This window comes from Stenotrophomonas sp. STEN033 (assembly GCF_056856655.1).
In genome coordinates, this window is sequence record NZ_JBXFWM010000014.1 from 13691 (window position 1) to 28059 (window position 14369).

At 66.3% G+C, this 14369-nt stretch carries 13 protein-coding genes; 10 read left to right on the top strand and 3 right to left on the bottom strand.

The genetic code is table 11. The annotated features are described in order from the left end of the window. Positions 1–5: 5 nt before the first annotated feature. Genes AC1VXC_RS06895 through AC1VXC_RS06905 form a run of 3 tightly spaced genes read left to right on the top strand, consistent with a single transcriptional unit; the run spans position 6 to position 4448 of the window. Positions 6–1841 (top strand): FecR family protein, encoded by a 1836-nt coding sequence (locus tag AC1VXC_RS06895; protein WP_482995022.1) that lies wholly within the window; start codon positions 6–8, stop codon positions 1839–1841. Continuing rightward, positions 1838–4063, top strand: a complete 2226-nt coding sequence (locus AC1VXC_RS06900) for a CHASE2 domain-containing protein (RefSeq protein ID WP_481538174.1) — start codon at positions 1838–1840, stop codon at positions 4061–4063. Before AC1VXC_RS06895 ends, AC1VXC_RS06900 begins: the two co-directional genes overlap by 4 nt. Positions 4064–4100: 37 nt before the next feature. After that, complete coding sequence (locus tag AC1VXC_RS06905; RefSeq protein WP_313493702.1) at positions 4101–4448, top strand: DUF3307 domain-containing protein; 348 nt, start codon at positions 4101–4103, stop codon at positions 4446–4448. Positions 4449–4467: 19 nt separating this feature from the next. On the opposite strand, the gene AC1VXC_RS06910 is transcribed toward AC1VXC_RS06905, so the two are convergent. Beyond that, positions 4468–6294, bottom strand: coding sequence for a cyclic nucleotide-binding and patatin-like phospholipase domain-containing protein (locus tag AC1VXC_RS06910; protein WP_481538173.1), 1827 nt, complete (start codon positions 6292–6294; stop codon positions 4468–4470). Positions 6295–6630: 336 nt separating this feature from the next. Between AC1VXC_RS06910 and dusA the strand changes: the two genes are divergently transcribed. The 4 genes from dusA (at position 6631) to AC1VXC_RS06930 (ending at position 10441) form a co-directional block, all read left to right on the top strand. After that, positions 6631–7644, top strand: a complete 1014-nt coding sequence (dusA, locus tag AC1VXC_RS06915) for a tRNA dihydrouridine(20/20a) synthase DusA (protein ID WP_481538172.1) — start codon at positions 6631–6633, stop codon at positions 7642–7644. A 199-nt stretch (positions 7645–7843) separates the two neighbouring features. Further along, on the top strand, positions 7844–8233 hold the full coding sequence (locus AC1VXC_RS06920) for a PepSY domain-containing protein (protein ID WP_313171218.1): 390 nt from the start codon (positions 7844–7846) through the stop codon (positions 8231–8233). Between the two features lie 73 nt (positions 8234–8306). Further along, positions 8307–8990: a response regulator transcription factor gene (locus AC1VXC_RS06925; RefSeq protein WP_057627010.1), complete on the top strand. Its 684-nt coding sequence runs from the start codon at positions 8307–8309 to the stop codon at positions 8988–8990. A 23-nt stretch (positions 8991–9013) separates the two neighbouring features. Further along, positions 9014–10441, top strand: a complete 1428-nt coding sequence (locus tag AC1VXC_RS06930) for an ATP-binding protein (RefSeq protein WP_481538171.1) — start codon at positions 9014–9016, stop codon at positions 10439–10441. Positions 10442–10647: 206 nt separating this feature from the next. Here the strand turns inward: AC1VXC_RS06930 and AC1VXC_RS06935 are convergent, their stop codons facing one another. Continuing rightward, complete coding sequence (locus AC1VXC_RS06935) at positions 10648–11436, bottom strand: M90 family metallopeptidase (RefSeq protein WP_481538182.1); 789 nt, start codon at positions 11434–11436, stop codon at positions 10648–10650. Beyond that, positions 11403–11693 carry a hypothetical protein gene (locus AC1VXC_RS06940; RefSeq protein ID WP_481527431.1) on the bottom strand — a complete coding sequence of 97 codons (291 nt, stop codon included), beginning with the start codon at positions 11691–11693 and terminating at the stop codon, positions 11403–11405. Before AC1VXC_RS06940 ends, AC1VXC_RS06935 begins: the two co-directional genes overlap by 34 nt. Before the next feature lie 125 nt (positions 11694–11818). On the opposite strand from AC1VXC_RS06940, the gene birA reads away from it, so the two are divergent. Genes birA through AC1VXC_RS06955 form a run of 3 tightly spaced genes read left to right on the top strand, consistent with a single transcriptional unit; the run spans position 11819 to position 14343 of the window. Beyond that, positions 11819–12784, top strand: a complete 966-nt coding sequence (gene birA / locus AC1VXC_RS06945) for a bifunctional biotin--[acetyl-CoA-carboxylase] ligase/biotin operon repressor BirA (protein ID WP_481538170.1) — start codon at positions 11819–11821, stop codon at positions 12782–12784. Next, positions 12781–13518 carry a type III pantothenate kinase gene (locus tag AC1VXC_RS06950; RefSeq protein ID WP_481538169.1) on the top strand — a complete coding sequence of 246 codons (738 nt, stop codon included), beginning with the start codon at positions 12781–12783 and terminating at the stop codon, positions 13516–13518. Before birA ends, AC1VXC_RS06950 begins: the two co-directional genes overlap by 4 nt. 9 nt (positions 13519–13527) lie before the next feature. Beyond that, entirely contained in the window at positions 13528–14343 is an 816-nt protein-coding gene (locus AC1VXC_RS06955; protein ID WP_481538168.1) for an SPOR domain-containing protein, read from the top strand. Positions 14344–14369: the final 26 nt, after the last annotated feature.

Sequence of the window (14369 nt, forward strand, 5' to 3'; positions counted from 1 at the left end):
CAGCGATGCGTATCCATCTACCGGTAGCGGTAATTGCGGGCCTGTTGCTTGCGGTGGCGCCGGCCTCGGCCGAGAAAGTGGGCACTGCGGCGGCGGTCGCGCCGGATGCCCAGAGTTACTTCGGTTCGACGGCACCGCGGGTGGTGCGACTGGGCGACAACGTGTTGCGCAACCAGCGCTTCCAGACCGACGCCAAGGGCGTGGTGCAGGTGCTGCTGGTGGACGGTTCCAGTTTCACCATCGGCCCGCGTTCGTCGTTGGTGATCGATCAATTCGTCTACAACCCCGAGCGGGGAACGGCGCAGCTGGCTGGCAGCATGTCGCGCGGGGTTATGCGTTTCATTGGCGGTGCGGCGTCCAAGAGCGCGGATGGAGTGAAGATCAAGACGCCGGTCGGCGTGGCCGGCATCCGTGGCGGCATTCTGGGTTTGTGCGTGGATGATGCGGCGGCCGGTTGTGCAGGCAGTGCCATCGGGCAGTTCGAGTTTGGCGATGAGGCACGCTTCGAACCGGCGCAGGGACCGGCGGTGGTGCTGCACCAACCGGGTACGGGCTTCAGTTCCAACGGCGATGGTGCCTTGATCAACAATGGCGGCGGTGCGCCGGTTGATCCGGCGGCGGCGCTGCCAGCGGCGCAGGGTGAGGACCAGAATGTCGGTGGGCTGGAGGCACAGCCAAACGCGCGTGCCGGGTTCAGCGGCGCTCCGATGGGGCCGGCGCTGGGTGTGCCCGGTGTTGTGCCGGGGCAGGGGCCTTCGGCATTGCTGCCTGCTGCGCAGGGCGACAGCCCCGGGCAATCGCAGCTCGAGACAGAGCTTGAGAGCCGCGCCACACCGCCGGATCCGGTGACGCCGGTCGACCCTGTAGGTCCGGTAGACCCGGTAGAACCAGTAGAACCAGTAGAACCAGTAGAACCAGTAGAACCGGTAGAACCGGTAGAACCGGTAGAACCGGTAGAACCAGTAGAACCAGTAGAACCAGTAGAACCAGTAGAACCGGTAGAACCGGTAGAACCGGTAGAACCAGTAGAACCGGACTTGCCCAAGACGCTGAACGGCATCATGCAAGGCTTCGCCTCTGCCTATGCCGGCAACACGGCAGTGTCCACAAGCACCGCGAGCTTCCAGTTCGATGCTGCCGCCGGTACCTTCACCGCCAGCATTGCGCCGGAGTCCTGGAACGGTGCCTCCCTGTCAGGTGCGGGTGACTATCTGCATGACCGCAGCTATGAGTTCGAAAGCAACCAAGGCAGCCTGCGCGTGGACGGAAGCCCGGACCTGCTCTGCAGCTGCGATTACCTGAGCTGGGGACATTGGGAGGCGATCAATGTACCGGGAACCCAGCCGGGCATGCCGGGCGAGGATGTGCCGCCGAACGTCGCACAGAACGGTTACTGGATCATCGGCAAGCTGACCCCGCTGGCCGAGCTGCCGACCAACATCGTTGCCTCCTATTCGGGCATGGTGATCGGTGCGGCTTATCGTGATGACCAGGTCGTCGACGGTTTGACCGGGGATTTCACCGCGACAGTGAACTTTGCCGCCGGCACCGGCAGCTTGAACATCGCCAATTTCGATGGGCACAGTTTCGGCAGCAGCTTTGACCTGGGTTCGGCCGCTTCCGGCATGCCGGACAACGCGATCTCGGGAACCATCGAGTCCACCATGGCCGCGCCTTATTTCGGCCGCTACACCGCTGGCTTCGCCTCGGACGGCACGGACAACACCGCGGCGATGCTGGGCACCTTCGATGTGCGTGAGGAAGGCGGAACGAACTGGTCGGCCACCGGCATCTTCGCTGGCAAGAAAACCAGTGAGACGCCTGCTTCCGGCGCCCCGTGAGCGCGCTGTCGTCGAGCCGTCGCAAGGCAACGCCAGCGCGACCGCGCCGCGCCAGGCTGCTGCTCGGTGGGGTGGCGGTGTTGTTGCTGGCATTGCTGATCGACACCGCGTTCCGCGATGGTCTGTCGCGGCAGGCTGATCTGCTGTTCGACAGTTTCCAGCGCGCCGCCCCGCGTGCGGCCACGCCTGATCCGGGCGTGCTGGTGGTGGACATCGATGAGGCATCGCTGGCGCGGGTTGGGCAATGGCCGTGGCCGCGCGATCAGATGGGACAGCTGGTCGATACCGTCGGCAGTCTTGGTGCGGCGGTCATTGCCTTCGACATGGTGTTCACCGAACCGGACCGTACTTCGCTGGGAACACAGCTGCAGCGCCTGCAGGCGCAGGGCATCGGCGTCCAGGTGCCGGATGGCGCGCCGTTGGACAATGATCGCGTGTTCGCCGAGGCCATCGAGCGCAACCCGGTGGTGATGGGGGTTGCGCTGTCGAGCGAAACCGGGCGCGCATTGTCGCCGCCGCTGGCCGGGCTGTCGTTCGCCGGCAGCGACCCGCGCCGCTATCTGCCCGCTTTCGAAGGCGGGTTGTCCAATCTGCCGGCGTTGAGCGCGGCGGCCACCGGCATCGGCAGCTTTTCGTTTCCGCCGGCACACGACAACATCATCCGTGCGATGCCGTTGCTGGCGTCCGCCAATGGTCAGCTCTATCCCGGTCTGGGCGTGGAAGCCCTGCGCGTCGCGCAGGGCGCAACCGGCCTGGTGCTGCGCTCCAGTGATGCCAGCGGTGAAAGCGCCGCTGGCCCGCTTGCGCTGACTGCAGTGAAGGTCGGCATGCTGGAGTTGCCAGCCGCCGCCGATGGCCGCTTTCGCGTCCATTATTCGGGCATGCCGCATATGACGGTGATTCCGGCATGGCAGCTGTTGCAGGGTGATGCGGCGGCATGGTCGGACAAGGTGGAGGGCCGTGTTGTGCTGGTCGGCACCTCGGCCATCGGCCTGCGCGACATCGTTGCCACGCCGCTGGCGGCGGCCGAACCCGGCGTCAATGTGCATGCCGAGCTGATCGACCAGGCCTTGAATCAACAATCCCTGCAGCGCCCGGATTGGGCGCGCGGCGCGGAAGTGCTGGTTGCCATCGTCAGCAGTGTGCTGTTGTTGCTGGTGCTGGCGGGTGCACGGCCGCTGCTTTCTTCGCTGGTCTTTCTGCTGTTGCTGGCCGGTGTGCTCGGCATGGCGTGGTGGGCGTATACCCGGCACGCCTGGTTGCTGGATCCGGTGCCGGCACTGCTATGCCTGCTGGCGGTGTTTGTCAGCATGCTGCCGGCATTGCTGTTTGCCGGTAACCGAGAGAAGCGTTTCGTGCGTTCGGCATTTGCGCGCTACCTGTCACCTGCGCTGGTCGAGCGACTGTCGCACGATGCGCAGGCCCTGCAGCTTGGTGGCCAGACGCGGCGGATCACCGTGCTTTTCTCTGATATCCGCGGATTCACCTCGTTGTCGGAGAATCTCAGCCCGGATGCATTGACCGCGTTGCTCAATGACTTCCTGACGCCGATGACCGATGTGTTGCTGGCGCATGAAGCGACCATCGACAAGTACATCGGCGACGCGATCATGGCGTTCTGGAATGCACCGGTCGACATCGCCGCGCATCCACGCAAGGCCTGCCTGGCGGCGCTGGGCATGGTGGCTGCGGTGGAGGCGCTCAATCGCGAACGCGGCAGCGCATTGCGCATCGGTGTGGGTTTGAACCTGGGCGATGCCTGCGTCGGCAACCTGGGTTCGCAGCAGCGGTTCTCCTATTCGGCCATTGGTGACACCGTCAACCTCGCCTCGCGCGTGGAAGGGCTGACCAAGTACTACGGCGTCACCGTGATGGTGACCGATGCGGTGCGCGTCGAGGCTGCCGATCTGGCCTATCTGGAAGTGGATCGGGTGCGGGTGGTGGGACGCACTGAACCGGTGCAGCTGTTTGCCTTGCTTGGCGATGCGCAGTTTGCGCAGCAGGCGGATTTCCAGGCGCTGGCACAGGCCCACGCACAGGTTCTTGGTCTGTATCGCTGCGGGGATTTCGGTGCTGCGCTGCGTGCGCTCGGCGCACTGCAGGCGCAGTACGAACTGCAGCTGCTTACGCAGTTGCACATGCTTTATCTGCAGCGACTTGAGCAGTTGATCAAACATCCGCCGACGCAATGGGATGGCATCTTCACGGCGACCTCCAAGTAGTGCCAGACTCAACCCCTGACCTGAACCCAATCGGCACATGTCCCTGATTCCGTCGTTGACCACGTTTGTGTTGTTGATCGTCGGCCATGCATTGGCGGATTACCCGTTGCAGGGCGAGTTTCTGTCCAGGGCCAAGAACCGCTTCGCGCCGCTGGCCGGGGTGCCGTGGTACCAGGCATTGGGCGCGCATGCGGTGATCCACGGTGGGGTAGTGGGCTGGGTCACCGGCAGCATGTTGCTGGGCCTGTTCGAGGCGCTGGCACATGCTTTGATCGATGACCTCAAGTGCGGCCATCGCATCAGCTACAACGTCGACCAGCTGCTGCACATCGTCTGCAAATTTGTGTGGGTGGCCTTGCTGCTGGTGTTCGGCCCCTTGCCCTGATCGCGTGCCTTGCGCGGCATCAATCCTCGAAGCCGGGCATCACTTCGCCGCGGCGCCAGGCGTTGATGCCGTCCAGGCCGCCGGCCTTGTCGAGGAAACGCAGCGTGTATTCATAACCGGCCTGTTCCTGCGCACGGCCCAGCTTGAAGGCGAGCAGGCCCATGCCCGGGACGGTGGGTGGTTTCAGCAGCAGGTCGCTGCCAAGACCGGTGCCGCGCAGCATGCGCCCGGAGGTGATCTGCATCGAACGCGCCGCCACCTCACCAATACGCGGGAAGTCATCGCCCCTGCGTCGCCCGCGCAGCAGCTGCCAGGCCAGTGACAGGCGCGATGGTACGTTGCCGTAGGCACTCCGCACCCGCCACTCGTTGCCCGGCGACAGCATCGACACGATGTTGGGCCCGCTCTTGATGGCGCGCATCACCGAGATCGGCACGTTGTTCATCACCCCGCCATCGACCAGCACCTGTCCTTGTTCGTTGATCCACGGCGGCAGCGCCACCGGGATGGCGGTGGAAATGCGCAGTGCCTGCCAGGTCAGGCCGTGGCGCACCACTTCCAACTCGTTGGTGGACAGGTTGGCCCCCACCGCGAAGTAGTTCAGCGGCAGGTCTTCCAGGCGTGCATCGCCGAGCTGTGCCTGCATGCAGGCATCCAGGTGGCGGTGGTCGAGCAGGCTGTACCAGGGCAGGGTGAAGCGCCCCAGCGCCTTGTTGCGCAGGAAGAACTGCTCGTAGTCCTGCATCATCGCCGCGGCGTCCTGGCCGGCGGCGTAAGCGTGGCCGACCACCGAGCCAATCGAAGTGCCGCCGATGATGTCCAGTTCGATGCCGGCCTCGGACAGCGCCCGCAAGGTGCCGATATGGCCGGCACCCAATGCACCGCCGCCGCCCAGTACCGCACCCAGCCCGCGTCCGGTCAGCAGCCGCGCCACCCGTGCGTAGTCGCGTGGTTGCTGCAATGCCAGATGATGGTGCAAGTGCAGTGGCCGATCCTGCAGCCAATGACGGGTGTGGCGGATGGCATCGCCGGCCTGTTCGCGCCATAGCAGCAGGCCGACCTGGCGCGGCCGGAACAGGGGCAGGGCATAGGCTTCCAGCGCACTCAGCGGTACCGGGCCGGCCTCCGCCAGGTCCTGGCGGCCGCATAGCAGCAACTGGTCACAGTGGCGCAGCGCGGCGCGGTCCCAGACGTCATTGCCATCGCCGGCGACCAGCACCAGTTTGTTGCCGGCGTGTTCCTGCAGGCCCAGCCACTGCGAGAGCTGCTGCTCGTTGTCGGCGACGACGTCGGCGGGCAGGTCGCGTGCACGCAGGGCGCTGGCGGCGGTGCCACTGGCCTGCAAGGCCTGCAGCAGTTGTTCGACCAGCTGCGCCGGGATGGGGGCGCTGCCGGCCGGGCACAGTCCGATGGCATCGGCGATGCGGGGGGCCATCGCCGCCGCCGCCGAGGTGGTGGCGGCCAGGCGTCGGCCAAGGATGCGCAGGATCGACTGGGTGAAATCCGGCTGCGCCGCCGATACATGCTCAAAGCTGTCGCGGCTGAGCTCCAATACCTCCGAGTCGCGGCTGGCGACCACATCGGCGGTACGCGGCAGGCCACCAAAGAAGGCGATCTCGCCGACCGGTTCACCCGCACCGATCTCGGCCACCAGGTGACGGCCACCGAGCAGAACCTCAAAGCGCCCGCGCAGCACGTAGTAGACATGATTGGCGGCCTCGCCCTGGCGCACCAGGTGCTCGCCCTTGCGCAGCTGCAGTCGCCGCATCCGGGCAAGCAGGCTGTCGCGTTGGGCGTCGGAAAGCCCGGCCAGCAGGTCGGAACGGGGAGCGGTGGCAGTATCCAAGGGACGGCTCGTGCTGTGATCGGTGACGTTTACCCGCCTGTTATCGCCGCAGACCGTAAGAGTGCGCTGAACCGCTGGGCCATATCCCCTGCAAATGGTGCAGCCGCGCCCCCTGCGGCGGCCCATGGGCGGGGTAAGAGCGCTGGACGACCGGCTGTCAGGCTGCGGCCCTGGCATCCTGCATGAGCTGGCGTGTGGAGGGTCCCCTTGGCTTTCGCCGGCTGGCTGCAGCGATCGTGGACCGGCGGGGTTCAGCCCGGTCGTTTACTCTTTGCAGCCCGAGTTCCCCGCTGGCGCCCGTTGAGGCCGCACAGCCACCTGACTTTCGATCCGATCATGTCCCAGCTTTCCGCCTCGCCTGCCACCCGCTACGCCGACTCCCTGCGCCTGTCCGTTGCCCCGATGATGGACTGGACGGACCGGCATTGCCGGGTGTTCCACCGGCTGTTGGCGCCGGGCGCGCGGCTGTATACCGAGATGGTGCATGCCAATGCGGTGATCCATGGCGACCGCGAGCGGCTTATCGGCTTCAACCCGGTCGAGCAGCCACTGGCCCTGCAGTTGGGTGGCAGTGATCCGGATGCGCTGGCGCAGGCCGCGCGGATCGCCGCTGACTGGGGCTATGACGAGGTCAACCTCAATTGTGGCTGCCCGTCTGACCGGGTCCAGGCCGGGCGCTTCGGTGCCTGCCTGATGCGTGAACCTGAATTGGTTGCTGAATGCGTCGCGGCGATGGTGGCGGCGGTGGATATCCCGATCACGGTCAAATGCCGCCTGGGTGTGGACGAGGACAAGGACTACGACGTGTTTGCCGGTTTTGTGGATCGGCAGGTCCAGGCCGGCGCCGCGATGGTGGTGGTGCATGCCCGCAATGCCTGGCTCAAGGGCTTGTCGCCCAAGGAAAACCGCGAGATCCCGCCGCTCCGCTATGAATGGGCCTACCAGCTCAAGCGTGAGCGTCCGACGCTGCCGTTGGTGATCAACGGTGGCATCGCCACGGTCGAGGCCGCACAGCAGCACATGCAGCACATGGACGGGGTGATGCTCGGCCGCGCGGCCTATCACGACCCCTACGTGCTGCATGCCCTGGACTGCGCGCAGACCGGGCAGCCGCTGCGCGGCCGCGAGGAACTGCTGGTTGCGCTGCGGCCCTATGTCGAGGCACAGCTGGCTGCCGGCCTGGCCTTGAAGCACATCACCCGCCACGTGCTCGGCCTGTTCCATGGCCAGCCGGGTGGACGCGGTTTCCGCCAGGTGCTCAGCGAGGGCGCGCACCGGCCGGGTGCCGATTGGGCACTGGTCGAGCAGGCATTGGAGGTCACCCGCCAGCAGGCCGCACGGGTTGCCTGAGCGGTCGATGGAGGCGGCGCCGCAGGACATGTTCGGTCAGCTTGCTGAACGAGTAGGCAGGGCGAGGGGACGGGTTCAGATCGGATTCACCCCTAAAAATCAAGAATTTGGCTCGATTTCGTAAGGCCTCGGGGAAATTTTCAGGGGTCGTGGTTTACGAATTTTGAACGTTGCCTCGCCGTCCGCTAGGATCTGTCCCATGCATTCGCTTTCCCGTCGTCGTCTGCTGGTCGCCCTGATTGCCACGTTGGTCGTGGCCGGTCCGGGCGTGGTCGTGGCGTCGGCGCAGCAGCCGCAACAATCGCGGGGCGAGCACGCCCGTGGCATGGACGGCGGTGAGCGCGTTGCGCGCGCGGGCCGTCAGGGCGGTGCAGACCGCTCGCTGTCCGATGCCGTGCGGCGCGTGCAACGCGAGACCGGTGGGCGCATTCTTGGCGCCGAGCGCGTGCCGTATGACGGCCGCGACATCAATCGTGTCAAATACATGGATGACCGTGGGCGCGTACGCTACATGGACGACCCTTCGCCTTCACGAGACCACCCGCGCGACCAGCGGGCGGAGCTGCCACCACGCGGCGATAACTCCTGAACAGCGATAGTGGTTGTGGGTTTTGAATACACACGCTGGCCGCTTGGCCGGCCCAAAGTACTAGGGAGAGTTCATGCGTATCCTTCTGGTTGAAGACGAAGCCCCGCTGCGGGAAACCCTTGCGGCCCGCCTCAAGCGCGAAGGTTTTGCCGTGGATGCCGCTCAGGATGGCGAGGAAGGCCTGTATATGGGCCGCGAAGTGCCGTTCGACGTGGGCATCATCGATCTGGGCCTGCCCAAGATGTCGGGCATGGAGCTGATCCGCGCGCTGCGTGACGAGGGCAAGAAATTCCCGGTGCTGATCCTGACCGCACGTTCCAGCTGGCAGGACAAGGTCGAGGGCCTGAAGCAGGGTGCCGATGACTACCTGGTCAAGCCGTTCCATGTGGAAGAGCTGCTGGCCCGCGTCAACGCGCTGCTGCGCCGCGCCGCTGGCTGGTCCAAGCCGACCCTGGAATGTGGCCCGGTGGCGCTGGATCTGGCAGCCCAGACGGTGAGCGTGGCCGGCAGCAATGTCGACCTGACCAGCTACGAGTACAAGGTGCTGGAATACCTGATGATGCATGCCGGTGAGCTGGTCTCCAAGGCCGACCTGACCGAGCACATCTACCAGCAGGATTTCGACCGCGACTCGAACGTGCTGGAAGTGTTCATCGGCCGCCTGCGCAAGAAGCTGGACCCGGACGGCGAGCTCAAGCCGATCGAAACCGTGCGTGGTCGCGGCTACCGCTTCGCGATTCCGCGCAACGAGGGCTGAGCCCCGCCAAGGGGTAGAGCGTGATGACGGGCCGTCAGTGGCTATTGAAGCGTTGGCGGCCCCGCTCCCTGCAGGCCCGCCAGCTGTTGGCGGCGTCGGTAGGCTTGGTGGCCTTCCTGGCCCTGGCCGGTTACGCGCTGGATGCGGCCTTTGGCCAGACCGCGCGTGACAACCTCAGCGAGCGCCTGAAGAACTACGCCACCGCCTATGCCGGTGGCATCGATTTCACCCGTGATGGCTCGCTGTACATCCGCGAACAGCCACCGGATCCCCGTTTTGATGTGCCCGGCAGCGGCCTGTACCTGCAGGTGGTGATGCCCGGCCATGTCGCCAACTCGATGTCGGCCGAAGGCCCGATGCTGCCGGACGTGAGCGAGCGCACGCTCAAGCCGCGTGAGGAAGTGTTCGAAGGCCCCTTGCCCATCACCCAGATCGACGGCGCGCCCGGCGAGGTCTATCGCTACGGCATGGGCCTGGTATGGGGCGGCGATGGCGCGCCCGAATCCGAGTTTCCGTACACCATCTATGTGCTTGAGGATTCGCGCGCGCTGGGCATGCAGCTGCGCAGTTTCCGTGCGGCGGTGTGGTTCTGGCTGGGCGTTACCGGCCTGATCCTGTTGTTGCTGCAGACCCTGGTGCTGCAGTGGAGCCTGCGTCCGCTCAAGCGCGTGATCAACGAACTGACCCGCGTGCAGCGCGGCGAACGCGAACGCATGAGCGAATTGCATCCGCGCGAGCTGGAGCCGCTGACCGAAAGCATCAACGCCTTCATCGAGAGCGAGCGCGAGAACCTGGAGCGCCAGCGCAATACCCTGGCCGATCTGGCGCACAGCCTGAAGACACCGCTGGCGGTGCTGCGCAACGAGTTGGAAAGCGGTACCAGCAATGAGAGCGAGCTGCGCGAGGAAGTGGGCGTACAGTTGCAGCGCATGAACAACCTGGTGTCCTACCAGCTGGCACGCGCAGCATCGTCCGGGCACAAGCTGTTCTCCGCGCCGGTGCCGATCGAAACCACCGCCGAGGAAATCGTGCGCGGGCTGGAGAAGGTCTACGCCGCCAAGGGCGTGTTCTGCGAGTTCGAGGTGGCGCCGGGGGTGAACTTCTACGGCGAGCCGGGCGACCTGCAGGAACTGCTGGGCAACCTGTTGGAGAACGCCTTCAAGTGGGCCAACCGACGCGTGCTGCTGACCGCCAAGCCGATCACCGCTGGCAATGGCAAGCGCGCAGGCCTGGCGTTGGCAGTGGACGATGATGGCCCGGGCATTGCCGAGGACAATATCGCCAAGGTGCTGCAGCGTGGCGTGCGCGGCGATGAGCGCGTGCAGGGCCACGGCATTGGTCTGTCGATCGTGCAGGACCTGATCAAGGCCTATCGCGGTGAACTGCAGGTCAAGCGTTCGGAAGAGCTGGGCGGCGCCCGTTTTGAAGTGACCTTGCCGCCGGGTATCTAGTTCCGGAACAGACCTGGGAATTGCCGGCCGCGTGCGTGTTCTTGGTGCTTCTTGCGCTTGAGCTGAAACCAAAGTCAAAAACCGACCCCTCCCCAACCCTCCCCTTGGCTGCGCCAAAGGGAGGGGGCGAAGCCTGCTCCCTCCCTTGCGCACGCAGTGCGTAGGGGAGGGCCGGGGAGGGGTTCGCTTTTGATCCTGCTCTCGCTCTACCGCAGCGCAGCCTCAACCGGCCCATAAAACCGCCGCAGATGCGCGGCCACCGCCGGCATTGTCTCCGCCAGCAGGTCCGGCGCAGAGAAGTGGTACTCGCTGACTACCGCAAAAAACTCCTCTGGCGCTTCCGCCGCATAGGGGTCAATCACGGTTTCGACCTCCGCATCCACCTGCGCGCAGAACGCGTCATAGGCCTGCTGGAAATCCCGCGCCCATTGCCGCTGCCATTCGCGCGGCAGTGGCGGTGTGCCATCGATGGCGCCATCCAGCGCATCGATCTTGTGCGCCATCTCATGCACGGCCACGCAGAAGCCGGCCTGCGGATCGGCGATGTCAGCCTGCACATCGGCCCACGACAGGATCAGTGGGCCGCTGCCCCAGGCCTCGCCGATCAGCTCGTCGTCCCACTCGTGCAATACCCCGGCCGCATCGGTATGGGTCTGGCGCACGCGGAATGCATCCGGGTAGACCACCAGTTCCGACCAGCCATGCAGGCCTTCGCGACCGAACTCGATCAGCGGCAGGCAGCACAGCGCTGCCAGCAGCATGCGCTGGCCGGCATCCAGCTCCAGCCCGGCAACCGGGGTGATGGTCTTGCGCTGCAGGAACAGCTCCACCAGCGCCCGCAGCTTGCGCTCGCGCTCGGCGGACAACGTGGACAACCACAGGCAGTGCCGGCAGGTCTGCTGCCAGAGTGCGTCATCAAGTGGAGGCGGCGTGCGCTGCCACCAGCGCAGCAACGACTGGATCAGCGGAACATCCCGGGCAACAAGCGGTGCCAGCGCGGTGCGCGCAGGCGCGGCAGCAGATCCTCATCGCTTCCACCACCGGCAGCAGCACGCGGGGTAGCGGTCTTGGCCGGGGCCGGGGTGGCCGGCGGGGCGTTGGCGATGCCAACCGCGGCGGCCGGGGCCGCCACCCGCTCCACTTCGGCCGGCGCGTAGCTGCACGCACTTTGGCCAGCGCCGCCGAGCGCGTCCGAAGCCTGCGCTGCAACCGGCGCCAGCAGCAGGATCAGGCAATGAGCGAGGTGGCGCATCGTCAACATCCAAGGGCGGGCGAATTTCCGATTCTAGCCTGCTTTTTCTCCGGAATTGGGAGCCGACGCTGGGCGCTCCCCGGGCCTTGCCGCATAATTTCCCGGTCTGTTGTGAGGAAGCTGCTGTGGATGACCGCCAATTGCTGGCCAAGCTGGGTGCCGGGGCGTTGTCCGGCGATGCGCTGGCGCGTGAGCTGGGATTGACCCGGGCGGCCGTCTGGAAGCGTATTCAAGGGCTGCGCGCTGCTGGCGTGGTGATCGAAGGGCGCGCTGGCGACGGCTATCGGCTGGCCCAGCCGCTGGAATTGCTGGACCCGCAACAGATCCGCACAGCCCTGCCGGCGGCGGTACTGCCGCTGCTGTCCGGGTTGGAAACAGCGTGGACTTTGAGCTCGACCAACACCGAATTGCTGCAGCGCAGCGCGCCTGAGCGCGGAACCGCGGTGCTGCTGGCCGAACGCCAGACCGGAGGCCGCGGCCGTCGCGGCCGCCATTGGGCCTCGCCGCTGGCCGCACACATCTATCTTTCACTGTCGCGCGGCTTCGGCGGCGGCCTGTCGCGGATGGGCGGGCTGAGCCTGGCGGTCGGCGTGGCGGTGGTGGAGGCGCTGCATGCGCTGGGTTTCAAGCATGCCGGGTTGAAATGGCCCAATGACGTGGTCGTGGACGGCCATAAGCTCGGTGGCCTGCTGGTCGAAGGCGGTGGCGAATTCGCCGGGCCGGCGCGGGCGGTGATCGGACTGGGTTTGAACGTACGCATGCCGCAGGCCAGCGCTGCCGACATCAGCCAGCCCTGGACCGATCTGGATACGCTGGCTGGTGCCCAGGTATCGCGCAACACCGTGGCGGCGGCCTTGCTGGCTTCGCTGCTGCCGGCACTGGAACAGTTCGAGCAGCATGGCCTGGCGCCGTTCCTGCCACGCTACGCGACCATGGATGTACTGCAGGGCCGCGCGGTGCGGGTGGAGGAGGCCGGTGTACTGCACGATGGCGTGGCCTGTGGGCTGGCCGAGGACGGCGCATTGCAGGTGGAGATTGATGGGCGGGAAACCTGTTTCCATGCCGGCGAAGTCAGCGTGAGGGCGGCATGAGCGATTGGTTGTTTGACCTGGGTAATTCGCGTTTCAAATTCGCACCGTTGCACGGTACTCGCGCCGGTAGCGTGCAGGCCTGGGCGCATGGCGCCGAGGCGATGACTGCCAGCGCGTTGGAAGCCCTGCCGCAAGGCGATACCGCCTGGGTAGCCAGCGTTGCTTCGGCGACCTTGACCGAAGAAGTCATGCAGATGCTGCAGGCCCGCTTCGCCAAGGTGCAGGTGGCCAGGACCCTGCCGCAATGTGCGGGCGTGACCGTGGCCTATGCACGCCCCGAGAAATTCGGCGTGGACCGTTTCCTGGGATTGTTGGCGGTCGCACCGGCACAGCAATCGGTGCTGGTGGTCGGTGTCGGCACCGCCCTGACCATCGATCTGATCGACGCGGATGGCCTGCACCGTGGTGGCCGCATTGGTGCGTCGCCAACGGTGATGCGTGAAGCCCTGCACGCGCGCGCCATGCAACTGCCCGCCACGGGCGGTGACTACGCCGAGTTCGCCAACGACACCGCCGATGCGCTTGCCTCCGGCTGCGATGGCGCCGCCGTGGCACTGGTCGAGCGCAGCCTGCGCCAGGCGCAGCTACTGCTGGGCAGTGCGCCGGTATTGGTGGTGCATGGTGGCGGCGCGTTGCCGTTGCTGCCCTTGCTGCCCGACGCCGACTACCGACCCGCATTGGTGCTGGATGGCCTTGCACGCTGGGCTGTTCACCACGGCGCGTGTGACCGGTAGGATCACCGCATGCTGACCCGTCTCCTTATCGTCCTGCTGGCCATCCTCAACGTAGGTGTCGCCCTGTGGTGGCTGGCGCCGCGCGCTGAGCCCGTCGCTGTCGTAGCGCCCACCGAGCCCGGCGTCGCCAGCCTGGAAGTGCTTCCTTCGCCGGCGCCAGGCAAGGTCGGTCCAGCAGCCCCGGTCGCTGCTGGAACCGAGGTTTCCGCGTCTGCAGCGCTGATCGCGACGCCTGCGCCGGCTGCAGCTGCGGAAGCCAAGCCGGCCGCACAGCCGCCAGCAGCCACTGCAGCGGTCGAAGCCAAGCCCGAGCCGGCCAAGCCCGCCGAGAACAAGCCCGCCGAAATCAGGCCGCCAGCCGTCGTGCAATGCGCCAGCCTGGGTCCCTACGCCACGCAGGCGCAGGCGCAGGCGGCGATGAGCGCGCTGGGCGCTGATGCCGCACGCCCGCGCCTGCGCGAAGTGCCCGGCAAGGCAGCCAGCAGCTACCGGGTGCTGATCGCCCCGGCGGCCTCGCGCGAGGAGGCCCAGGCCACGGCCAAGCGCATCGTCGAGGCGGGTTTCAGCGACTACTTCATCGTCTCCCAGGGCGAGGAAGCCAATGCCGTTGCCTTGGGCCAGTACCGCAACCGCGAAGGCGCCGAACGCCGCCTGGCCAGCCTGACCGCCGCCGGCTTCCCGGCCAAACTGGCCGCCAGTGGCACCGAAATCGCCCCCAGCTGGTGGGTGGACACTGCTACCGCCGGTGCCGCCACCCCGGCCAGCCTGAAGCAGCGTGCCGCTGCGGCCCAACAACAGTCGTTGGATTGCGCGCGTCTGCGGTAGAATGGCGCGCCCCGCCACGGCGGGGA